The sequence below is a fragment of the Nonomuraea sp. B19D2 genome (assembly GCF_040137845.1).
Lineage (GTDB): Bacteria > Actinomycetota > Actinomycetes > Streptosporangiales > Streptosporangiaceae > Nonomuraea.
The window spans coordinates 1-21,982 of the sequence record NZ_JBEFAK010000080.1; the positions used below are offsets into that span (position 1 = coordinate 1).

At 69.3% G+C, this 21,982-nt stretch carries 22 protein-coding genes and 3 pseudogenes; 16 read left to right on the forward strand and 9 right to left on the reverse strand.

The features are described from left to right. From ABN273_RS56245 to ABN273_RS56260, 4 genes are all read left to right on the forward strand, one after another. Positions 1-507, forward strand: a 507-nt coding sequence (locus tag ABN273_RS56245; protein WP_502911342.1) for a tyrosine-type recombinase/integrase, incomplete at its 5' end; no start/stop codon positions are given. A 241-nt stretch (positions 508-748) separates the two neighbouring features. Then, complete coding sequence (locus tag ABN273_RS56250; protein WP_349457996.1) at positions 749-1,549, forward strand: alpha/beta fold hydrolase; 801 nt, start codon at positions 749-751, stop codon at positions 1,547-1,549. After that, a complete protein-coding gene (locus ABN273_RS56255; protein ID WP_349457997.1) occupies positions 1,546-2,358 on the forward strand; it encodes a MerR family transcriptional regulator in 813 nt (270 codons plus the stop codon). The genes ABN273_RS56250 and ABN273_RS56255 overlap by 4 nt, the downstream gene beginning before the upstream one ends. A 221-nt stretch (positions 2,359-2,579) precedes the next feature. Further along, on the forward strand, positions 2,580-4,004 hold the full coding sequence (locus ABN273_RS56260) for an autotransporter outer membrane beta-barrel domain-containing protein (RefSeq protein WP_349457998.1): 1,425 nt from the start codon (positions 2,580-2,582) through the stop codon (positions 4,002-4,004). A 137-nt stretch (positions 4,005-4,141) separates the two neighbouring features. Here the strand turns inward: ABN273_RS56260 and ABN273_RS56265 are convergent, their stop codons facing one another. The 4 genes from ABN273_RS56265 to ABN273_RS56280 form a co-directional block, all read right to left on the reverse strand. Beyond that, positions 4,142-4,672 carry a pyridoxamine 5'-phosphate oxidase family protein gene (locus ABN273_RS56265; protein ID WP_349457999.1) on the reverse strand — a complete coding sequence of 177 codons (531 nt, stop codon included), beginning with the start codon at positions 4,670-4,672 and terminating at the stop codon, positions 4,142-4,144. Positions 4,673-4,707: 35 nt separating this feature from the next. Then, positions 4,708-4,848 carry a hypothetical protein gene (locus tag ABN273_RS56270; RefSeq protein ID WP_349458000.1) on the reverse strand — a complete coding sequence of 47 codons (141 nt, stop codon included), beginning with the start codon at positions 4,846-4,848 and terminating at the stop codon, positions 4,708-4,710. 71 nt (positions 4,849-4,919) lie between these two features. Continuing rightward, entirely contained in the window at positions 4,920-5,663 is a 744-nt protein-coding gene (locus ABN273_RS56275) for a maleylpyruvate isomerase N-terminal domain-containing protein (protein WP_349458002.1), read from the reverse strand. Between the two features lie 699 nt (positions 5,664-6,362). Then, positions 6,363-7,058 carry an SDR family NAD(P)-dependent oxidoreductase gene (locus ABN273_RS56280; protein WP_349458003.1) on the reverse strand — a complete coding sequence of 232 codons (696 nt, stop codon included), beginning with the start codon at positions 7,056-7,058 and terminating at the stop codon, positions 6,363-6,365. 79 nt (positions 7,059-7,137) lie between these two features. On the opposite strand from ABN273_RS56280, the gene ABN273_RS56285 reads away from it, so the two are divergent. Continuing rightward, complete coding sequence (locus ABN273_RS56285) at positions 7,138-7,554, forward strand: winged helix-turn-helix transcriptional regulator (protein ID WP_349458004.1); 417 nt, start codon at positions 7,138-7,140, stop codon at positions 7,552-7,554. A 120-nt stretch (positions 7,555-7,674) separates the two neighbouring features. Here the strand turns inward: ABN273_RS56285 and ABN273_RS56290 are convergent, their stop codons facing one another. Beyond that, a complete protein-coding gene (locus ABN273_RS56290; RefSeq protein WP_349458005.1) occupies positions 7,675-8,616 on the reverse strand; it encodes a LysR family transcriptional regulator in 942 nt (313 codons plus the stop codon). 88 nt (positions 8,617-8,704) lie between these two features. Here ABN273_RS56290 and ABN273_RS56295 point away from each other — a divergent pair, with 88 nt between their 5' ends. After that, entirely contained in the window at positions 8,705-9,628 is a 924-nt protein-coding gene (locus tag ABN273_RS56295) for a zinc-binding dehydrogenase (RefSeq protein WP_349458006.1), read from the forward strand. Then, a complete protein-coding gene (locus ABN273_RS56300) occupies positions 9,625-10,605 on the forward strand; it encodes an alpha/beta hydrolase family protein (protein WP_349458007.1) in 981 nt (326 codons plus the stop codon). The genes ABN273_RS56295 and ABN273_RS56300 overlap by 4 nt, the downstream gene beginning before the upstream one ends. Positions 10,606-10,731: 126 nt before the next feature. On the opposite strand, the gene ABN273_RS56305 is transcribed toward ABN273_RS56300, so the two are convergent. Further along, entirely contained in the window at positions 10,732-11,274 is a 543-nt protein-coding gene (locus tag ABN273_RS56305; protein WP_349458008.1) for an MFS transporter, read from the reverse strand. A gap of 152 nt (positions 11,275-11,426) precedes the next feature. Here ABN273_RS56305 and ABN273_RS56310 point away from each other — a divergent pair. From ABN273_RS56310 to ABN273_RS56325, 4 genes and pseudogenes are all read left to right on the forward strand, one after another. Beyond that, positions 11,427-11,603: pseudogene (locus tag ABN273_RS56310) on the forward strand (DUF4158 domain-containing protein); the annotation flags it as partial. Between the two features lie 16 nt (positions 11,604-11,619). After that, positions 11,620-12,453, forward strand: a complete 834-nt coding sequence (locus ABN273_RS56315; protein WP_349458010.1) for a DUF4158 domain-containing protein — start codon at positions 11,620-11,622, stop codon at positions 12,451-12,453. Positions 12,454-12,610: 157 nt separating this feature from the next. Next, positions 12,611-12,886 (forward strand): hypothetical protein, encoded by a 276-nt coding sequence (locus ABN273_RS56320; protein WP_349458011.1) that lies wholly within the window; start codon positions 12,611-12,613, stop codon positions 12,884-12,886. A 76-nt stretch (positions 12,887-12,962) separates the two neighbouring features. Further along, positions 12,963-14,244, forward strand: a pseudogene (locus ABN273_RS56325) (Tn3 family transposase). 336 nt (positions 14,245-14,580) lie between these two features. Here ABN273_RS56325 and ABN273_RS56330 read toward each other — a convergent pair. Both ABN273_RS56330 and ABN273_RS56335 read right to left on the reverse strand, forming a co-directional pair. Then, positions 14,581-15,459, reverse strand: a complete 879-nt coding sequence (locus tag ABN273_RS56330) for an NADP-dependent oxidoreductase (protein ID WP_349458012.1) — start codon at positions 15,457-15,459, stop codon at positions 14,581-14,583. Between the two features lie 34 nt (positions 15,460-15,493). Further along, positions 15,494-16,684 (reverse strand): MFS transporter, encoded by a 1,191-nt coding sequence (locus tag ABN273_RS56335; protein WP_349458013.1) that lies wholly within the window; start codon positions 16,682-16,684, stop codon positions 15,494-15,496. A gap of 79 nt (positions 16,685-16,763) precedes the next feature. Here ABN273_RS56335 and ABN273_RS56340 point away from each other — a divergent pair, with 79 nt between their 5' ends. From ABN273_RS56340 to ABN273_RS56345, 3 genes and pseudogenes are all read left to right on the forward strand, one after another. After that, the gene (locus ABN273_RS56340; protein ID WP_349458014.1) at positions 16,764-17,153 is read left to right on the forward strand and encodes a MerR family transcriptional regulator; all 390 of its coding nucleotides are present in this window, start codon (positions 16,764-16,766) and stop codon (positions 17,151-17,153) included. Between the two features lie 152 nt (positions 17,154-17,305). Next, positions 17,306-17,473, forward strand: a pseudogene (locus tag ABN273_RS60125) (zinc finger domain-containing protein); the annotation flags it as partial. A gap of 119 nt (positions 17,474-17,592) precedes the next feature. Beyond that, on the forward strand, positions 17,593-18,207 hold the full coding sequence (locus ABN273_RS56345) for a response regulator (RefSeq protein WP_349458016.1): 615 nt from the start codon (positions 17,593-17,595) through the stop codon (positions 18,205-18,207). 550 nt (positions 18,208-18,757) lie between these two features. Here the strand turns inward: ABN273_RS56345 and ABN273_RS56350 are convergent. Beyond that, positions 18,758-20,299: an amidase gene (locus ABN273_RS56350; protein WP_349458017.1), complete on the reverse strand. Its 1,542-nt coding sequence runs from the start codon at positions 20,297-20,299 to the stop codon at positions 18,758-18,760. A gap of 95 nt (positions 20,300-20,394) precedes the next feature. Here ABN273_RS56350 and ABN273_RS56355 point away from each other — a divergent pair, with 95 nt between their 5' ends. Continuing rightward, entirely contained in the window at positions 20,395-21,048 is a 654-nt protein-coding gene (locus ABN273_RS56355) for a TetR/AcrR family transcriptional regulator (protein ID WP_349458018.1), read from the forward strand. 52 nt (positions 21,049-21,100) lie between these two features. Continuing rightward, a complete protein-coding gene (locus tag ABN273_RS56360; protein WP_349458020.1) occupies positions 21,101-21,631 on the forward strand; it encodes a DUF2087 domain-containing protein in 531 nt (176 codons plus the stop codon). Positions 21,632-21,982 lie beyond the last annotated feature (351 nt).

The following is a 21,982-nucleotide window of genomic DNA, read 5'->3' on the forward strand; positions in this document are numbered from 1 at the left end:
CTCCTCACGCAGGTCGAACACCATCTTGATGGCGCGTTCACGCAGCTCTTGGGGGTACTTCCTCGGTGCGGGCACGACTCCCAGCCTTCCAGTCTTGGGAGCCTCCAACCAACCCGGGGCAGCTCAGACCGCCTGGTGCCGATCCCGCAAGAACTGGTGGCCATTTTGCGCGCCCACATCCAGACCTTCGGCACCGCTTCGGACGGCAGACTCTTCTACACCCGCGGTGGCGGCACCTTCTCCTACTCTGCCTACTCCAGAGTGTGGCAGGAGGCCCGCCTTCTCGGACTCACCCCGGAGCAAGTCACCTCCCCACTGGCGCGTCGCCCCTACGACCTGAGACACGCCGCGGTGTCACTCTGGCTCAACGCCGGCGTGCACGGCCCCGAGGTCGCCGAGCGGGCCGGGCACAGCGTGGACGTGCTCCTGAAGATCTATGCCAAGTGCATCGACGGCCAGCGCGAGGTGGCCAACCAACGCATTGAGAAAGCGCTGGGGGAATCATGATCCGCCAAATGCCTGCTGCGGAATCCATACGGAATGATCACGTCGCTGAACGGGCTACCTCCTACGCCGAAGCAGGTCAAAGGGCCTTCTCTGGCGCAAAAGTCTTGACCCTGACGCAGGGTCAACCTCTCAGCATGGTGGCATGACCAAGAAGCCCGGTGCGGTCGAGGTCGCCGGACTGCGCAAGTCGTACGGCGACCACGATGACGATGGGGAGCGGGCTGAGAGAGGCGACAGGACGATGCGGCACTTCATGATTCACCACGACGGCGTCACGATCCCGGTGTCTCGCGGTGGCCGGGGACGGCCGCTGGTCTTGTGCCCTGGGTTGAACTCGACGCAGGCCGACCTGCACGAGCTGGCCGAGCTGCTGCGGCGCGACCATGATGTGGTGACCTTCGACCTGCGGGGCCATGGTCTCGCCTCGGCCGCCGACCGGTACTCCTTCGAGGCGTTCCTCGGTGATCTGGTCGCCGTGATGGCGGAGCTGCAGCGCCTCGACCTTGATGCGGCGCCCGTGCTTGTGGGCTACTCGTTGGGCGCGGACCTGGCCGTGCGCTATGCCTGCGAGCATTCTGGCGCTGTCGCCGAGCTTGTTCTCATCGATGGGGCGAATCCGGTGCCCGAACCGTTCATCACGGAGGACGTTCTGTCGGAGTTCCGCGCGATGTGGGAGGACTTGGCGAGGCAGCAGGAGGCTGAGCGGGGCAGCGCGCGTCAGGTGTTGCTCACTGCTCAGGAGATTCTCGACGTGAATGTCGAGATCGATGTGGTTCGGTCTGGGATCCTTGGCTGGTACCGGAAGATCGACCGGCCGATCAGCGTGATCACGTCGACCTCGATGGCCGGCGTCAGCGGCGAAGGGCATGCGCCGCGGTTCAATCAGAACTGGCGGGCCGGCGTCGAGCGGCTTGTCCGCGAGCAGCCGCACATCGCCACGTCCTGGCTCGACGCCGACCACCGGCTGGTCTTCACCCACGCCCCGGAGATCGCCCAGATCATCCGGAGCGCACAAGGCCCAGTGGGCCAGGCGACTTCTTGAGCGACTCCTGGGAGGCCGGTCCGATGCTGACCATCGGCGAGCTGGCGTCGTACGCCGGAGTGACGGTGCGCGCGGTGCGGCACTATCACGCCAAGGGGCTGCTGCCGGAGCCGGAGCGGGACCACTCCGGCTACCGCCGGTACGATGCCGGCGCCGTGGTCGAGCTGATCAAGATCCGGACCCTCGCCGAGGCCGGGGTCCCGCTGGCGCGGGTGCGGGAGCTGCTGCAGGCCGACGCGGAGGGGTTCGCCGCGGCGGTCGCCGACATCGACAGGCGGCTGCGGGCGGAGATCCGGGAGCGGCAGCGGCACCGCGAGCAAATTGCCCGGCTTGCCGCAGGGGACAGCCTGGCGTTGCCACCGGAGGTGGTCGCGTTTCTCGACCGGCTGCGGGCGATCGGCGTCGACGAGCGGATCGTCCAGGTCGAACGCGACGGCTGGATCCCGCTGGCCGCGCACTCACCCGAGCGGATCCCGGAGTGGGTGGCACGCAAGCGGGAGCAGCTCGCCGACCCGCAGCTCATCGACTTCTATCTCACCCTGGGCCAGGCGCTCGACCGGACCGACGACGACCCACGGCTGGTCGAGCTGGCCGACAAGCTGGCCCCCTACATCACGCGGATGGCCGACGAGCAGGGCGACGACTACGTCGACGATGCCGACATCGAGCCGCCGTTCGTCAAGCTGATGGACACGCTGGCGTTCGACGCCGCGCCGCCCGCCCGCCGGCTGATCGAGCTGCTGAAGCAGCGAGGCTGGACCGGCTGGACCAAGCTCGAGCGCGTGGACCCGGCACCAGGTGCGACCTGAACATGGCCGGAAGACACCGCGGTGCCGCATGCGGGTTTGATGATCACCAAGTGTCGGCAGACGTTTGTCGGCACTACAGCGTGTCAGGGTGCCGACCGCAAGTGCACCTGCTCAGCTGATTGCGGCGCCCAGGCTGATGGCCTGCCTCCGGGCAAACGGGGCTGCCTGGTCGGAGCGCGTCCCATGGAGGCGCCTCCCGGTGCAGAAGGAGAAACCTGCTGATGTCCTTTCAAGGATTCCGTGTCAAGAGTCCGTTCCAAGGTGACCGGCGATCGCGCCTGGTGGTGCCGTCGGCCGCGGCGGTCCTGGCCGGAGTGGCCGGCATGGCCCTGGTGGGGCTTCCGGCCCCGCCCGCCCACGCCGCCGGAGTGCAGGTGCCCTGCTCCACCCCTGCCCTCATCGAGGCGATCAGCACGGCCAACAGCCAGCCAGGACCCGACACCCTTCGTCTGGCCGGCAGATGCACCTATCGGCTGACAGCTCCTGACGGCACCAACCCCGCCAACGGCCTGCCGGCCATCACCAGCGAGATCACCATCGATGGTCGCGGCTCGACGATCAAGCGAGACGAGGCGGCCCCCGACTTCCGCATCCTCCTCGTAGCCGGCACGGGCGATTTGACGCTCGACAAGGTCACCATCGAGGGTGGCAGGGCAACGGACTGCCCCGCAACTCCCGTCCCAGGGGTGGTCTGCGGTGGCGGTATCAACAACCAGGGCACCATGACGGTGAACCACAGCCGGGTGACCCACAACGCCGCCACCTCCGACGTCTTCGCCGAAGGCGGCGGAATCGACAACGACGGCACGGCGGCCTTGAATCACACCGAGGTCAGCGGCAATACCGCCGGCTACACGGGGAGCGACCCAGGCGAAGCCGCAGGCGGCGGGATCGCCAACGACGGCCCGCTGACCATCGATCACAGCAGCGTGCACCACAACACCGTCCAGGTCACCGCGAACACCGACAGCTTCGCGACCGGCGCCGGCATCGCCAGCTTCGCTCAGACGACGATCGAGGACACCCTCATCGCTCGCAACGACGCCAGCGCCCCCGGCGGCACCGTGCGCGGTGCTCTGACCAACGGCATCCCCTCACCGGGCACGATGAGCGTGACCGACACAACCATCCGCGACAACACCTCCAGCGCTCCTGACGGCACCGTGCTGGGCGGCGGAGTCGGGAACGGCGGCACCATGTTCATGTCCCGCAGCAACGTCACCGGCAACCATGCCTCCTCCCCAAACGGCGTCGCCAGGGGCGGTGGCCTCAGCCTCGGAGCACTCGCCAAGCTCACCCTGAGCCGCACGGAAGTCCAGGGCAACACAGCCAGCGCCCCCGATGGCGGCACCGCCCTGGGCGGCGGCATCATCAATGCCCTCGGCGGCACCCTGACCACCGCCAGGTCGCGCATCAGCAAGAACACCGCCACGGCTCCAGACGGCGGCACCGCCCAGGGCGGGGGCATCCACACCGCCGTCGGCTCGACGACGCTGAACAAGAGCAGCGTCATCGGCAACAGAGCCGGCGACGGAGGCGGCATCTTCAAGGCGTCCGGTACGGTCGCGCTGAACGACACCGTGGTTAAGCTCAATCGCCCGAACAACTGCGCCCCGCCCGACAGCGTCCCTGGCTGCATCGGCTGAGCAAGCCTGCCTGCGGGGCCCGCCGCCACAGGTGGTGCGGCCCCGCGGAGGTTGCCGCCTCCGCTGCCCTCCATGGCAGGAGGGTCAGTGCGAAGGGTCTGGACGCGCGTCCGTCCCGACGGAGCCCCTGCTGTGGGTCAGGACTGGGACGCCGCAGTGAGCTTCGCAATGTCGGGGGCGTAGACGGTCATCCAGTGCGGATGCAGCCGGTAGTAGACCACCTCGTTGTCCCAGTCGAAGAGGTAGTCGCCGTAGAAGTCCTTGAAGTAGGCGAGCAGGTCTGGCCAGTCTGGGGCCGGCTCGCCGTCCTGTGGGTTAAGAATTTCCACTGTGCCGTGCGTGAACACGCCCAGATCCTCGCCGCGCAGGTGCGCGACGCTGGCGGCGGGGCGGGCGGCGAGATGGCGGGCCTTGGCAGCGCCGCGCGCCGTGCCGAAGTGCCACTTTCCGTGCAGGAAGTGCCCGTCCACACCGCTGATCCGCGGCTCGCCCTTCGCCGTCACGGTGGACAGGGCGAGGGTGCACATGCCGGTGAGGATCCGGGTGAGCTGCTCCGCGGTCAGTGTGCGCTCGGTGTTGATGATCGAGCGGAGGTGCGAGGTGGAGCGGGAGAGTGAGGTGTCGAGGAGAGCCTGGAGCTCTTTGAGCTCTTCTGGCGTTTCACGCATTGAGGTCCTTGTCCATCCGTGGGGCCCGGTCCATGTCAGCCATCGACGCCGACCGATGAGGCCATGCTCGCCCCAAAACCCGACACCTTGTGTCGTATTTCTTCCTCCGTCTTGCGGACGATGTCGCGGCGCCGGTCGCCGGTGCTCAGCTTGCCGCTGATCTTCTCCTCGAGCACAAGATCAAGATCAATCCCAGCGATAGCTGCGATTCCTGGGTTCCTCAACCTCGGGACCGAGCAGAGGACCGCTACGGGGGACTGATGAGGGTGAGCATGCGGGCGAGCTTCCACGGCCGACGACCCCAGGCGGTGAGCTTTCCTTCGAGAAGTGGTCTCGCTATTGCTTGTCGGCCGATGAACACCAGCATGAGGGCCGCGGGGTCGGCGGACAGGTGGGCGTCGACGCCACGTGCACCGCCCGCGTGGAGTGTCAGCGAACCGCGGTCGAAGACCATCAACGTGCGTCCGCCTCCGCGTAGGCGCAGGTCGAAGCTGGCTTGGAAGGATGCGGCCTGCTCCTGGTTCACCAGGGCCGTGGGCGGCAGAGCGGCGATGAGTGGAAGCACACCGCCCTCGATCGCGAGCAGAGCGTGGTGACGCTGGATCGGCCAGCGGCGTCCGGTGGCCACAGCGATGTCATGGCCGTGGATCAGGCATTCCTCCAGCAGGTGACATGCCACCGCGGACGGCGGCAGGCGGACGCCTTGCAGCCACGTGACGGTGGCTGCATGCGAACGCGAGGCGATGTCGTCGAACTCCTGCGCCAGCCTGCCGAGGCGATCGGCGAGCACGCCGGGGTCCCGTTCGTCGTCCCGGGCCAGCATCTTGGCGTTGGCCTGCGCCATTCCCGCCGTCGTCACCGTGGCGTCGGGGACCGGTCTTCCGGCGACGGCGTCGGTGTCGAAGCGGAGAACGTGAGCCAGGTGAGCTGCGACATCGCCCACCGTCCACGTGCCGACCGCACCGGCTCCGGGGCCAGGAACGCTCCGCATCAGTGTGACCAGGCGGGGGACAACCTCCCGCAATGCCGCACGAGCCTGGGCCAGGGTGTCGGACCCGCCGCTGCGCGTCGCGGCTGGGACTGTGCCGGCGCCTTCTCGCGCGGCAGGTTCTGGGCCTCGCGTGGAGGAGGAGGTGTCCGTCATCGATTCACTCCTGCGGCATGCGTGCTTGTGGCGGTGGCCGTTCATGGTCCGGACGGGGTGGCCACAACCCCCAGCCGGCGCGATGTGCTGGATATTGTCAGGTGGGCTTGAGAATGTAAAGTGATCGTCATGAGTCGGAGCTACGCGTCAACGGTGGGGGTCGCGGTCGGCGGCCAAGTGCTCCGACTGCGGGCGACAGGCTCGGGCATCGAGGTTGCCCTGCATGATGGCGGGGCTCTGGATGCCGTCGTGCGTGCCGACGCTCCCACGCCGAAGGCTCGACGCGCCGATGACCTCTCGCCCCATCACGAACACCGGCGGCGCAGGGCGGGCATCTTCCGGCGATCGGCCAAGCGATCGGCGCTGAACACGGCCGCACGCCCGTGCGGTCTGCGCCGTCCGGCTGAGTGCGTGGGCGTCGGCACCGTTGGAGAACGGAGATCGACCTCGTAGGCGAGCGGGGCGAGCACCTCGGCGGCGGGGGCGCGGCGCGGCGCCGGGACCAGTTGGTCCCGTGTGCGGGGCGTCCCGACGTGCCGCAGCGCGTCAGAAGCCGATCGTGGTCTCGAAGGTGTCGCGGGCCTGGGCGAGCTGGTACCAGCGGTCGGCGATGGCGTCGGGGTCGCCTTCGCCTCCGCCGGGGATGATCGGGACGCCCACGCACACGTGGCCGACGTAGACGCCTTCGGCGGCCAGGTCGCCCTGGATGGAGCTCGCCCAGTGCCGCAGGCCCGCCTGGGCGATGCCGGCGTTGCCGAGCAGCGGGATCGGGATGATCGCCGAGGCGCCCGTGGTGAACAGCAGCGCCCCGTCACGTTCCTTGCGCATCGCGGGCAGAACCGCCGCCGCGGCGGTCAGCGCACCTCCGACGATCAGGTCGACCTGGGCGCGGGCCGATTCCGGCGTGGTCTCCAGCGCCGCGGTGAACCCCATCGCCGCAGTGTCGGGGACCGGGCCGGCGCTGTGGTCCCAAGCCGGGGCCGGGCTGTAGGACAGCACCCCGATCCGGCCGAGGTCGGCCGCGGCGGCTTCCAGTGCGGCGGTCAGACCGGCGCCGTCGGTGACGTCGGCCGGGTAGACCCCGGCGGTGATCCCCTCGGCGGCCAGGGAGTCGGCGATCGGCTGGAGCTTGGCCCGGCTACGGGAGATCAGCGCGACCGGGTGCCCGGCGGCGCCGAACCGGCGGGCGATCGCCCGGCCCAGGCCCGGCCCGGCACCGACGACGGCGATGGTGGAAGACATGCAGCTACCCCGCATTCGTTACGATCTGTAAGTAGCTCCACGATAGGGAACCGTTCCGACCCGTACAAAAGGCACATTGATGTTCGCAAGCCAAGATCCAGACCCGCGCATGGCGGCGGCCCGGATCCCGCCGCACCCCTGCGCGGCCTGGCCAGAAAACGGCCGAGGCATCCGCGACACCCTCGACCGCGTCGGCGACAAATGGTCCATCCTCGTCATCGGCATCCTCGCCGCCGGGCCCCTGCGTTTCGGTGCCCTGTACGGCCAGGTCCCCGGCATCTCCCAGCGGATGCTCACCCTCACCCTGCGCCACCTCGAACGCGACGGCCTGGTCACCCGCACCTCCTACGCCGAGATGCCGCCCCGCGTCGAATACCAGCTCACCCCGCTCGGCGAAGGCATGCGCGAGACCGCCTACGCCTTCGTGCAATGGGCCACCGACCACAACGACGAGATCGAAGCCGCCCGCCACCGCTACGACGCCCGTCAGCGCTGACACCGGGACCGACGCCTGGCGCCGCTGGTCCACACCACCATGACGCCGTACGGGACGGTGCGGCTGCGCCGTGACCGCCGTCTGGACCTGACCGGGCCATCGTCTGGTGGTCGGGCTCGGTCATGATGTAGCCGATGCGTCGGCGGTGTGGTGCTCGGGTAGCCAGTCGCGGATGGGGTCGTACTCCAGCCACCGGTTGCGTTCTGCCTCCGCCACAAAGGCGTTCACCAAGGCGTCCAGCAGCGGCTGACCGCCGTCGCCGCGCCAGAGCAGTGACCAGGCGTACAGGGGCGTGGGGCCGACCAGCGGCATCGAGCGGATCGCCGGGTGGGGCGGGAGGGGAACGTCGGCGGGCAGCAGGCTGAAGCGGCGCGGATCCGCCGCCAGATCGGCCAGGAAGTGGTCCAGGCCCAGGTTCGTGCCCTCGGCGCGCTCGCGGATGCCGAAGGACTCGGCGAAGCGGTGCAGGAAGTCCAGCCGGTGGAGCGCTCCTGGGGTCCAGAGCACGCTGTCGCGCAGCTGCGCCGGTCGGATCGCCGGCAGGTGCGCCAGCGGGTGATCGACGCCGAGGATCGCGTCCACCGGTTCCAGCCGGACCAGGCGATGCGTCAGCTCCGCGGGCAGCGGCGCGTGGACGCGGCCGAAGGCGGCGTCGATGTCGCCGTGCAGCAGCGCGGCGATCACTGAGGGCAGGTCACGGCCGTGCCCGAGTTCCAGCCGCGGCTCGCCGGTCGCCACCTGCGCCAGCGTGCGCATGGGCGCGTACAGATGACCCCACACGTCGATCCGCAGCGGACGGTGCGTGTCCAGCACCGCCGCCACGGCCAGGTCCGCGGCGGTCAACGCCTGCCGGGCGGGCTCCAGGAAACGTTGTCCGGCCTCGGTGAGCCGCACCCCCTTGCCGCCGCGTTCGAGCAAGCGTCTGCCGAGCGTGGACTCCAGGCGGGCGATCCGCTTGGAGAGCGCCTGCTGGGAGATCGACAGTTCCTCGGCCGCGTGGCCGAAGTGCAGCTCTTCGGCCGCCAGCACGAACGCGCGCACCTGCGCCAGATCGAGGTCCACGCCTGTCACCTTAGGCGACAACCGATGGTTGTCGGCCTGTCGCTCCCGTTGTTGGATCACACGAACCGGATGCCGGTTTCATAACCGCATGCGTAGATTGATCCCTACGGGAGATGCAACGCGGCCGGTGGAGTTCGCCCAGGACACCCAGCCCGCGCCCGCCCCGGACGAGGTGCTGATCAAGGTCGAGGCGTTCTCGCCGAATCGCGGGGAAACGTTCCTGCTGGAGGCGCCGAAACACGGCCTGCTACCGGGGAAGGACGTCGCCGGCCTGGTCGTGCAGGCCGCCACCGACGGCTCGGGGCCGCCGGTCGCCACCCGGGTGGTGGGCCATCCGCCGATGGGCGGCTGGGCCGAGTACGCGGCGGTGCCCACCCACTCGATCGCCGTGCTGCCCGACGAGGTCACCACCGTCCAGGCGGCCGCTCTGCCACTGGCCGGGATCACCGCGCTCCGGCTGCTCCGCGCGGCCGGCGCCGTGACGGGCAGGCGGGTGCTGCTTACCGGCGCCGCCGGCGGTGTGGGGCACTACCTGACCGAGCTCGCGGCGGCGGCCGGGGCGGAGGTGACCGCGGTGACCGCCACGGCCGAGCGCGGTGCGCGCCTGCGTGAGCTGGGCGCCGCGGCGATCGTGCACCACGTGGGGGAGGCCGATGGGCCGTTCGACGTGGTGCTGGAGTCCACCGGCGGCAGTGCGACGGCGGCCGCGCTGGCCAGGTTGGTCCCGGGGGGCATGCTGGTGTGGTTCGGGCAGGCCAGTCGTACCCCGGCGACGGTGAACTTCTTCGACCTGCTCGCCGGGCCGGAGAACGCTGTGATCCGGCACTTCCACTACGCGGGCGCGCCGTACGGTCGTGACCTGGCCACCTTGGTACGTCTGGTGGCCGGCGGGCGGCTGCACCCGGAGATCGGCCGTACCACTGACTGGAGCCAGACCGCCGACGTCCTGGTGGACCTGCGGGAACGCCGGATCCGCGGCAAGGCCGTCCTGACGATCGGAGCATCACGATGAGCGCCGCAGAATTCGCCGCCGCCAACCTGTCGCGCGCAACCGGAGCCGGGCTGGACCCGCACGAGTACCTGCGCGTCACCGGCGAGCTGGCCGACCTGGACCAATGGGGCGAGGCCTTCATGCGCGCCGCGCATGGGCATCTGGCGCGCGCCGGACAAGCGGCCACGGCGATCTCAGCAGGCGAGCACCTCCAGGTGGCGGCGCGCTGGTTCCATTTCGCCACGCTGGGGCCGAACCGTGAGAGCGCGCTCGCGGCCGCCGAGGCGGACACCGCCATGGGCCGGGCGCTGGACCTGCTGGAGCCGGAGGCGCGACGGATCGAGGGGCCGGACTTCACCGGCCGGCTACGCGGCCCGGACGATGCCCCGGCCACGGCGGTGGTGGTGCCCGGGCTGGACTCCAGCAAGGAGGAATTCCACGACGTCGTCGCCGCCTTGCTGCGCAGGGGCATGGCCGTGTTCGCCATGGACGGGCCGGGACAGGGCGTGCTCGCGGCCACCACCACCGTCCGCGCCGGCTATCACCACGTGATCGGCCAGGTCATCGACGCACTCGGCGCGGAGCGGGTGGGACTCGTCGGGCTCAGCCTCGGCGGTTACTACGTCGCCGAAAGCGCCGCCAGGGAAACCCGCGTCGCGGCCGCCGTCACCGTCAGCGGTCCCTTCCGGCTGGACTGGGACGTCCTGCCGGCCCCCGTACGGGACCTCCTCATCCAGCGCGCCGGCGGCGAGGAAGCGGCCCGCCGCTTCTCCGGCCAGGTGGATCTGTCCGCCCTCGCCCCACAGACCACCTGCCCACTGCTGGTGATCGACGGCGGCCAGGACGTCATTCCCGGCGTGACCAACGGCGAGCCGCTGGCCCGCCTGGCGCCACACGGACAGTACCTGCACCTCCCGCATGGCGACCACCTGCTCGGCAACGCCCGCCCCGACTGGCTGGCGACCGCCGCCGACTGGCTTTCCGGAGTACTCACATGACACGTTTCACCGGCAAGACCGCGCTGATCACCGGCGGCACGAGCGGCACGGCCGGCCACCGCACACCGCCTCGTCACTGAAGGCGCCCACGTGATCGTCACTGGCCGCCCGGTGAACCGCAGGGCCTCAGCCGGTGGCAGACCTGCGGGGCAGCAGGAAGCTGACCGCGATGGTGAGTGCCAGCAGGGCGAGGCTGACCCAGATCGTGACGCTGAAGGCCGTACCGTACCCGCGCGTGGCTTCGCCGGAATGCTCGGCCAGCAGCGGGAAGAAGATCGTGCCGATGACGGCGACGCCGGCCGAGGCGGCGACCTGGGCGACCGTGTTGAACAGGCCGGAGCCCGACCCCGCATGCTCGGCGGGGACGTTCTCCAGGGTCAGCTGCGCCAGTGGGGCGACGGTCAGCCCCATGCCCGCGCCGCCGACGACGACACCGGGCAGGAAGGCGAGCCACCCGGTGTCCGGCGTGGCGGTGCTCGCCGTCAGGGCCAGGTGGCCGAACCCTCCGGCCAGGACGACCAGCCCGAGTTGCACGGTCAGCCGGCCCAGCCGGGGGAGCAGCACCGCCGCGCCGAGACCGGCGGCGACGGTGGTGGCGATCGGCCAGGGCAGGATCGTCATGCCGGCCTCCAGGGGGGCCATGCCGAGGCCGGACTGGAGCAGTTGCATGAGGGGTCCCGGTAGTCCTGACGAAACTTTCGTCGGATATGCCCTTGACCTGCGGTGATGAGGGGTCAATGTCGGGGGCCTGTGATCATTGCCGCTACGTTCTGTTCCGGTTTGTCCGGTCTGGAACGTGGGGTGGTTCGGTGTCGGAGAAGATGTTCTCCAAGGAGCAGTTGGAGCAGTTGGAGCAGTTGCGGTCGTTCCCGGATATCGGCCGCGATGAGTTGATCACGTACTTCACGTTGACGCCTGCGGATGTGGCGTTCGTGGACCCGGGGCGGGGACGAGGTCCCGCCGATCGGCTCGGGATGGCCGTTCAACTCTCGACGTTGCCCTGGCTCGGCGTTCGTGCCCGACGATGTGGCGTCGGCTCCGCCTGTGGCGGTGGCCCGGCTGGCCAAGGCGCTGGGTCTGGCCCCGGGGGCGTTGCGGGGCTACGGGCGGCGGGCCCATACTCGGTCCGATCATCTGGCCCAGGTCGCCAAGTACCTGGGCTGGAAGAACGCCTCCGCCGGCAGTCAGGAGATGAAGGAACTGGAACAGTTCCTCACCGATCGGGCCATGGAGCACGATTCACCGACGTTGTTGTTCAACCTGGCGCGCGAGTATCTGATGTCGGCGAAGGTGATCCGGCCTGGGGCGATCACGTTGGCGAAGATGGTCGGCGCGGCTCGGGCGGCGGCGGGTGAGCTGACCTTGCACAAGGTGGCGCACCTGCTGACCGAGCAGGTCCGCTCGGATCTGGATCTGCTGCTCAAGGTCGATGCCGGGCTGGGGTGCACGCGGTTGGAGTGGCTAACCAAACCGGCGGTGGAGGCCTCGTCTGCGGCGGTGAAGACCTCAATCGACAAGCTGGCGTGGCTGCGTGCGATGGATGCCGATCGGTTGGACCTGTCCGCGCTGCCGAACGAGCGGCGCCGGTTCCTGGCCCAGGTGGCGCGCCGGTCTACCAATCAAGGGCTGGAGCGGCGCCGGGAGCGCCGGTATCCGATCTTGCTGGCGTTCGTGGCTCAGGCCGCGATCGACCAGCTCGATGAGTCAGCGCGGGCGGATGGAAGTCGCTGCCCAAGGATCACGGCCGCTTGTCGGAGATGGCATCCTCCTACTCCTACCTGCGCCAGTTCACCCCGTTGGTGCTGTCGGCGATCGACTTCCAGGGCGGGCCAGGGACGGCCGACCTGATGAGTGCGGTGGCCATCTTGAAGAGGCTGAATGAGTCCGGCGGGCGTAAGGTCCCCATCGAGGCGCCGATCTCGTTCGTGCCCACCCGGTACGCCGACTACCTGGAGAAGGCCCGCAAGAGCGGCGATGATACCGCCTTTCGTCACTATTGGGAGCTGTGTGTCTGCTGGGCCTGCGCGACGGGTTGCGCAGCGGGGATGTGTTCGTGCCCGGGTCGCGCCGCTACGCCGATCCCTCGACGTACCTGTACACGCCCGAGCAGTGGGCGCCGCGCCGGGCCGAATTCTGCTGCCTGGTCCGCAAACCGGCCCGGGCGGCCGAGGCGCTGGAGCAGGGCAAGCAGGAGTTGCACACCCGCCCTGGCGGAGCTGGAGACCGTGCTGGCCGGTGCCCTGCCGGACGATACCGGCGCGGTCCGCCTGGACGACGATGATCACCTGGTGATTCCGCCGCTGTCGGCCGAGGACGTCCCGGCCGAGGCCAGGGAACTGAAAGAGGAACTGGCGGGCATGCTGCCGTTCGCGCCGATCGCCTCGCTGCTGATCGAACTGGACGCGCGCACGAAGTTCCTGGACTGCTTCACCCACGCCGGCGGTAAGAAGCTGGCCACCTCGCCCGAGCTCAAGCGCAACATCCTCGCGGTGCTCATCAGCCAGGCGACCAACTTGGGGTTGGCCAAGATGAGCGAGGCGTGCGGCATTTCCTACGACACTCTCGCCTGGACGATGGAGTGGTACGTCCGCAGGAGACGTTGCGCGAGGCCAACACCTGCGTCGTCGACCACCACTATGGGCTGGCGTTGGCCAAGGTGTTCGGTGGCGGCACCATGTCCTCCTCTGATGGGCAGCGCTTCCCGGTTCGCGGCAAGAGCGTGACCGGGCGGACCATGACCATCCACGGCGGGCAGGTGTTGTCCACCTACACCCATGTGTCGGACCAGTGGTCGACGTACGGCACGAAGATCATCGTGCCGACGGCCAGGGAGGGCCACTTCGCCCTTGATGAGTTCCTCGGTAACGCCACCGATCTGCCGATCGTCGAACACGCGACCGATACCCACGGTGCCACGCTCATCAATTTGCCCTGTTCGATTTGGTGGGCAAGGCGTTGACGCCGCGGATGCGGGATCTGACCCGGGTCACCCTGGTGCGGGACGACACCCCGACCGAGATTGGCAAGCTCTACCCGCACGCGGGGCCGCTGCTCGGCACCCGGTGGAACGAGCAGTTGGTGGCCGAGTGCTGGCCCGACCTGCTGCGGATGGCCGGGTCGTTGAAGTTCGGGCAGGCCACCGCGTCGTTGATCGTCGGCAAGTGGTCGGCGGCCTCACGGCAGAACACCCTGGCCACCACGCTGAAGGAGTGGGGGATGTTGCGCCGCACCGTGCACACCGCGAAGTACTTGTCGGATCCGGCGTACCGGCGGAAGATCACTCGGCAGCTCAACAAGGGCGAGTCTCTGCACGCGCTGCGCCGCGACCTGCACTACGCCCAGCAGGGCATGGTCACCAAGCCGCACCTGTCTCAGCAGACCGAGCAGGCGTGGTGTTTGACCGTGCTGACCAATTGTGTGGTGACCTGGACCACAGAATATTATTCTAAGGCGGTCCTCGACCTGCGCGCCCAGGGCCGCGACGTCCCCGACGAGGTGCTTGCTCATATTTCGCCTGGGCACAGCGACAACATCAATTTCTTCGGGGCGATCCACGTGGATGTGGAGGCGGAGTTGGCCAAGCTGAGTGACGGCTGGCGGCCGTTGCGCCCCGCCCAGCTACGGGAGCTGGGCCTGTGACCAGCCTGCCCGGCCTGGGGCTCATAGCGCGTCACCGAGGGGGCATGGGTGCAAGGTCTGGGCCCCGGACCGGGATTCTGGGTGGCGTTCTGTGCGAGCACGAGCGCATGGCGACCGAAGCGCTCACGCAGCACGCCCGCGAGGCACAGCAGCGCGTTCTTCTGCGGCGGTGACCCGGTGGAACTGACTCCGTAGCTGGTGGGCCTCGGTGACGATCGCAGATGATCCAGCGAACCCATCTGTGACCTGTGGCTATGCGAACTCAGGGGCTTTTAGTTAAGGGCTTCGGCCAGGTGGCCTGCTCGGGACGCAGGAGGGGGCGTGGCACAGTCATTTTCAGAAGGTGAGCAGGATCTTGCCGAGCACTCCGCCCGCTTCGAACCGCTCGTGGGCGCTGCGGACCTCGTGGAAGGGGTAGCGGTGCGCAATGCGTAGCCGGAGTTCGCCTCTGTCCACGAGGGCGGCGAGGTGGGCGAGGTGACCCTGGTCTTCCTGGACGTAGCTCTTGGCGGCCCCGGGGATGTCAGGCAGGGGACGATCGGCGATGGAGACATACCGTCCCCCCGGCGCGAGGGCGGGGCCCGCGGCGGTGCCTGCGGTGTCCAATACCGCCGTATAGGTACGGCGGGGGAGATCGGCCGGGGTGTGCCAGACGCGTTCGGCGCCGAGTTCCCGGGCCGCTTCGAGGTGCTCGGGGCGTGAGACCAAGGCGTCGACGGTGGCCCTGGTGTGGCGGGCGAGCTGGACGGCTATGCCGCCCACGGCACCGGCCGCGCCGGTGATCAGAACGTGGTCTCCGTCGGTGACTGCTGCCCGCTGGAGGGCCTGCAGCGCCGTCACTCCGGCCAGCGGGAGTGCCGCGGCATCCGCCAGCGGAACCGTGGTGGGGGCGGCCGCCAGCAGCCGGGCGGGCAGGGCGACCTGCTCGGCCCAGGTACCGCGGCCGGTGGCGATCTGCGCGGACATCGCGATCACCTGGTCCCCGGGGCGGTAGCCGGGGTGGTTGGTGGCGGTGACGACTCCGGCCAGGTCCCATCCCAAGGTGGCGGGGAGTTCGGGCCCGACCTCCCATGCGCGGGTCTTCCAATCCACCGGGTTCAGGCTGCTTGCGGCGGTACGGATGAGCACCTCGTCAGCTCCTGGAGCGGGCTGGGGAACTTCCCGGACGGACAGGACTTCGGGCCCGCCGTGGCGAGCGATCTGGATCGCGTGCATGGCGACCTCCTTTGCGGGGCGAGTGGACGGGGGATCAGGCGGCGATGGGGACTTCGGGTTGGGCGTTCCGCGCCGACGTCCGTGTCCGGGGCAGGACGAGATAGGTGAGGGCCAGTCCGATCAGGCTCAGCACCGCACCCGCCAGGCCGGTCCAGCGCAGAGCGCCGGCGGCGACGATCGCGCCGCCGATAACTGAGCCGGCTGCGGCGCCGAGGTTGAAGGCACCCACGTTGGCGGACACGGCCAGAGTCGGAGCGGCGCCCGCGTGGTGCAGGATCAGTCCCTGCAGCGGGGCGATGGTCGCGGTGGCGAGCAGCCCGAGCACCAGGACCACGGCCACGGCGGCGGGCTGCCACACTGCGGCGAACGGGAAGAGCAGGAGCGTCCCCGTCAGCCCGCCGAAGACCCCACGTACGGTTGCGCTCATCGACTTGTCGGTCAGCTTTCCGGCAGTGAGGTTGCCGAGGAAGCTACCCGCGCCGTAGGCGAGCAGCAGACCGGAGACCGCCGCGGCCGAGAAGCCGGATACCTGGGTCAGCAGCGGGGCGATGTAGGTGAACACTGTGGCGACCCCGGAGAAGCCCACCGCGGTGGTGGCGATGGCGAGCAGGACAGGCCGACGCGTCACCACGCGTATCTCGTCACGCAGTCGCGTGGTCGGCGTCTCCTGCCGGGGCAGCACCGCGGCCAAGAGCACGGTGCCCGCCAGGGAAAGAGCGGTCAGCACGGCGAACGGCGCCCGCCATCCAGCGCTCTGCCCGAGCAGCGCCCCCAGAGGAACCCCGAGGAGCGTGGCCACGGTGAAGCCGGATGCGACAGTGGCGATGGCCGAGCCCGTCTTCTCGGCCGGGACCACCCGGGTCGCCGTCACCAGCGCCAGGGCCAGGAAGGCGGCATGGCTGAGCGAGGAGACCACGCGGCCCACCAGGAGCAGGGCGAACGAAGGCGCCACGGCACTGATCGCGCTGCCCGCCGCGAACAGCAGCATCAGGCTGATGGCGAGGCCCTTGCGCGGCAATCGCGCGGTCAGCAGCGCCATGACGGGCCCTCCGGCCACCACTCCGAGCGCGTATGCGGTCACCGCTTGTCCTGCGGTTCCCACGGAGACGTCCAGATCGGCTCCGACCTGGGGCAGCAGCCCGGCGATCAGGTACTCCGAGGTACCCACGACAAAGACACTCACGCACAATGCCGCAAGCGTCGCGAAACCCTTGTTCACGTTCATGCCGCATAAGCTAAAGTCTCATATCGGTATGAGAGTCAAGGCGGGCGGACAATGTCCGCCCGGTCATCAGGAGGTCCTCGTGCGCATCGGTGAGCTGTCCCGGCGGACCGGCGTGGCCGTGCACCTGCTGCGTTACTACGAGGAGCAAGGTCTGCTCCACCCGCAGCGGCGCTCCAGCGGTTACCGGGAATACGTCGAGGAGGACGTTGCCATCGTCCGCCGCATCCGCAGCCTGCTGGCTGCCGGCCTGAGCACCTCAACGATCACCACGGTTCTGCCATGCCTGCGGGACACCGGCGACCGTCTCGTCCCCACCTGCTCAGACCTGCTCGCCGACCTCTACCAGGAGCGCGACCGCATCGCTCGGGCCATCACCGACCTTCAGGCCTCCATGGACGCGCTCAACGGCGTCATCGCCGCAGCCCCGCCCGGCGTCACTCGTCGGGCACTGACCTCACTCGGCGCGTGAACGAAGCGGTTCTCATAAATGCCCCTTTCCGGGAGGAAGATCAAAAAGGGTCGCCATGGGCGGCCCGACTGCCTGATCCGTTCTCAAAACTCGTTCTCACTCAATCGACGCCGAACTCCCTTCCGGGAATTGTTTATAAGAGACCTCCGGGCATGACCGGCCCTCAGACCCCCTCCGGGAGCGACGCCGACGACGTCGAGCGCCACACCTGCCCGCGCTGCCTGGCCCAGCCCGGCTCGCCTTGCCGATCCCGCTCGGGCGCCGTCGCCGGGATCTACCACACCGGCCGCTTCAAAAAAGTCCCCCGGCTCGCCAAACTGCTCCGGGTGCCGACCTCGGCCGACCGCGGCCCCGGCCAGTCCTGGCGACCCGGCACCCCACCGCCGACCGCGCCCGAGACGGACACCCCGGGTGCGGACATCCGCATCGGGTACGCCAGATGCTCCCACCTCACCCAGGAACTGCAGTCACAACTCGACGCGCTCGCGCCGCCTTCGAAACCGAACCCGACATCGATGTCGCCGGAGAAGCCGCCAACGGCCGCGAGGGCATCGACCGCGCCGCCGCACTCGAGGTCGACATCGTCCTAATGGACCTGCGCATGCCCGAAATGGACGGGGTCACTGCCATCACCGCCCTGCGCCACTCCCACCCCCATATCAAGGTCCTCGTCCTGACCACCTTCGATGGCGACTCCGACGTCCTGCCCGCCATCGAAGCCGGCGCCACTGGTTACCTCCTCAAAGACGCCCCCACCGACGAACTCCTGCGCGCCGTCCGCGCCGCCGCCGCGGGCGAGCCGGTCCTGTCCCCCTCGGTCGCCGGCCGCCTGATGGGCCAGGTACGCCGACCGGTCAAGGCTGCCCTCACCGACCGCGAACTGCAGGTCCTCGCCCTCGTCGCCGACGGCGCCTCCAATCGCCAGGCGGCCGCCAAACTCTTCATCAGCGAGGCCAGCATCAAGACGCACCTGCTGCACATTTACGACAAACTCGGCGTCCGCGACCGCGCCGCCGCCGTCGGCGAGGGGTATCGACGCGGTTTGCTCAGTTAGTCGGACTAACCACCCGCCGTACAGAGCCCACCCCCGCCTACCTGCAGGAAGTGCGCAGGTGGCGGCTGGTGGGGCCAGCCTTACCGACAGGCCATATCCGACGAAAGTTTCGTCAGGACTACCGGGACCCCTCTAGGGGCGAAAGGGGAGGCGGAAGGCGGGATCGGTTCCGATTGGATCGGGCGGTGCGTTGCCGCAGGTCGAGCTTGCGTGCCGATTGGATGCGCTATGGGGGCGGAGTCGACTGATTACGCCCCCCAGCGCCATCTGACGCTGGTCAGACGACATGGCCAGCTGCGAACGCAGCGCTTGCCGGTGGGCGCGGCTCACTCCGCTTGGCGTCCACGGCTTCCCGGGAACAGATCAGTTCTCGCGTGTCCAGGCGGGTGTCATCCGCACCTCGCGGAGGCGCCAGCCCGTCGGCGTCCGAACTGAAGTACACACACTCAACGTTTTGAACGAACCCGACCACCGCCGAACCTGTGCCGAGCTGCGCGGACATGCCCCATCACCCGGTTATCCGGGCGGCCCGCCGCGCGGTGCGCCCGACTTATCCATCCGTGCCCGGACCGGAACCCGCCCGGCGGCTCGGCCTGGACCGGTCACCCGCCCTTCGGGGACGAGGGGTCCCTCGCCTCGAAGCGGAAGCACTGCCTACCGCGCGACGGCCGGGACTCAAAGTTGTGGGATCGATCGGTGTGAGCACGCCGAGACGGTCCTCGACCTCCTGGGCGGCGGCCAGGCACAGGTCCTCCCGGAACGCGCGCCCGATGATCTGCACGCCGGACGGCAGCCCGCCGGTCACTCCGGTCGGCACGGCGACCCCGGGCACGCCCACGAAGCTGGTCGCCGTGCACAGGCGCATGCCCGCGCCGACTCGTTCCCGTCCCGCTTCGTCGCGTGACTCCAGCCCGGGCTCGACGGGCGGCTCGGTGAACACCGGCCCGAGCAGCAGCGGGTACTCGTCAAGGAACTCCGCCCAGGAACGGCGGATGCCCAGCCAGACCCCCATCAGCTTCATGAACTCCGCGGCTGTCGCGGGCGGAGTCTTCTCCATCGCCATCGCGATGTAGCGGTCTCCGCCCTTGCCGAGGAGCGTCCGCAACACTGGCCAGGTCTCGGCGAACTCGGTCACGGTGATCCGGCCGTACGCCTCGAGTGCCTCGTCCAGCCGCGGGACGTCCGCCACCTCCTGCACGTCGTACCCGGCGTCTCGCAGTGCGTCGGCCGCGGTTGCGACTGCCTCGCGGACTGCGGGGTGGACGCCGTGGCTGCCGGGGTCGGCAACGACTGCGACCTTCAGCCGCCCCGGCAGCGGTTCGCCGCGGACGGGCACCGGTACGGCTCGCGGGTCCCGCGGGTCGGTCCCGGCCAGCACCTCGTACGCCAGTTGCAGGTCGGTGATCCTGCGGGCCAGGGGCCCGTCAGTGACCAGCATCTGGGAGGCCGGTCCGGGGTCGTCCGGGCCGAGGACGCGATGGTCGGCCGGGAAGCGGCCGGGGGTCGGCTTCAGCCCGGCCACGCCGCAGAACGAGGCCGGGATCCGTACTGATCCACCGGAGTCGTTGCCGAGTCCGAGCGCGGCCATGCCGGTGGCCACGGCCACCCCGTCGCCGCCGCTGCTGCCACCTGGAGTCACGCCCGGGTCCCATGGGTTGACGGTGTCGCCGAACAGTTCGCTGCGAGAGTGCATCCCCGCCAGGATCAGGGTGGGCATATTGCTGTGCCCGATCGGTATGGCTCCGGCCGCACGCAGCCGAGCCACCGGCAGCGCGTCCGCGGGCGCCACCAGCTCACGGAAGCGCGCCGTTCCGAACGTGGTCGGCACACCTCGGACAGCGGTGGACTCCTTCACCGTGAACGGCACGCCGGCCAGTGGCCCGAGCTCTTCACCGGAAGCCCGCCGCCGGTCCGTCTGTGCGGCGGCTTCACGGGCGCGCTCGGCCAACAGTTGCGTAACCGCGTTGACCTGCGGGTTGACCTCATCGATGCGTTCCAGATGGCTGTCGACGAGTTCGACGGCCGATACCTCTCCGCTTCGGACCGCCTGCGCTTGGGCGGCGGCCGACAACTTCCACAGGGCGTCCTGCATGGTCCCTTGGCTCCCCATCAACATGTGAACGAGCTTGCGTCGGCACCCTACCCCGGAAATGATACGCTTGTATCGAAATAAGGAGGTGACCGAGCATGCCCAAGCAGGTGGACTACGAAAGCCGGCGCCGCCGGATCTCCGAAGCCGTCTGCCTCCTCGCAGACGAACACGGGCCGGAGGGAGTGACCATGCGCGATGTCGCCGCCCGCGCGCAGGTCTCCCTGGGGGCCGTGCAGCGCTGCTTCCGCAACAAGGAGGAGATGCTCCTGTTCGCCGTCGACCATGTCGGCGAGCGCATCACCGAACGCGTGCGGGACCGGCTGGCCCGGACCCCGGCCCAGTCGGCCGCCACCGTTCTGGGCCACCTGGCCTCCGAGATCGCCCTGCTTCGCGAGGAACACCGCGCCGAAGCACGGATCTGGCTCACGTTCGTCGGCCACGCGGCCGTGAACGAGCCGCTCGCCGGCCCGCTGAGAACCAGTTACGCGACCCTCCAGGACCTCCTCGCCCGCCTCATCACGGAGGCCGCCGAAAGCATCCCGGCCGACGAGGGGGCTGCGCCGCCCGACCCGCAGCGCAAGGCTCGCACCCTGCTCGCCCTCGCCGACGGCCTCACCAGCCACGTGCTCATAGGCCACCTGACCGCAGAGGAGGCTGAGGACGTTCTGCACGCGCATGTGGCCGACCTCTGGGAACGCATGCACACCACTCGCGTCCGGAAACCGTCTGACCTTCGGACTGACGCGTGAGGTCCAGAGGACGGTTGGCGCCCCGAACGGACAACCAGAACGGATGATCAACGTGCCTCCCGCAGATGACCACCAGCCTTCCTGCCGCGACCTGGTGGGCGCGCTCGCCCAGAACGACCGGCGCGCCGCCTACGCGGCCCTCGCCCTCGGTGCGACGACCGTGGCCGAGGTCGCCGAACGGGCCGGGCTGCGCCCACCGGCTGCCGCCGTCGCCCTGCAGAAGCTGACGGACGTCAACATCGCTTCCTTCTCCCGCGAGGAACGCACGTACACCCTGCTCGACGACACCTTCCGGCTGGCTGTCCAAGCGGAGGTCAGGGTCGGTGGGCGAGCGCGCAGCGACGGAGCGGGCGCCTACTTCCGGCGTGGTCGGCTGACCTCCATCCCGGGCGACAAGGAAGTGCGCAGCCAGGTATTGGACGTGGTCAGGGACGCGTTCGAGCCCGGCGTGTCCTACTCCGAGGCCAAGATCAACGCGCTCTGCGGCGAGTGGTTCGACGACTGGGTGACCTTGCGCCGCGCTCTCGTGGACGAGGGCATCCTGCGAAGAAACGAGTCCGGAGCGGTCTACGAGCGCGTCTGACGCTGGACCTTCGGGCCTGGGCATTGCTCGTTCCGCGACGCTGTGAACGCTGGCTCGCCCGTGCCCTTCCACAACGGCGGACCGAGAGGATCGAACGAGGGGCTATGGTCGCTGATCAGGAGACCGCGTTGGCTCCTCAGCGGATACTGCGGCGTCCCCGAAAAAAAGGGGGGAGGCTGCGGTGCCGGTGTGGTCGGGCCAGCGTTCCAGCAGGTCGGCGAACCTGATCACCTCGATCGCCAAGCTGCTGGGGTGTCCCTGGGCACGCTGTCAACCACATCCCCGACCTGCGAGAGCTGCGGGGGCTGAGCCGTCACGACGTCGTCGAGTGTGACGTCGTGACGGGCCCAT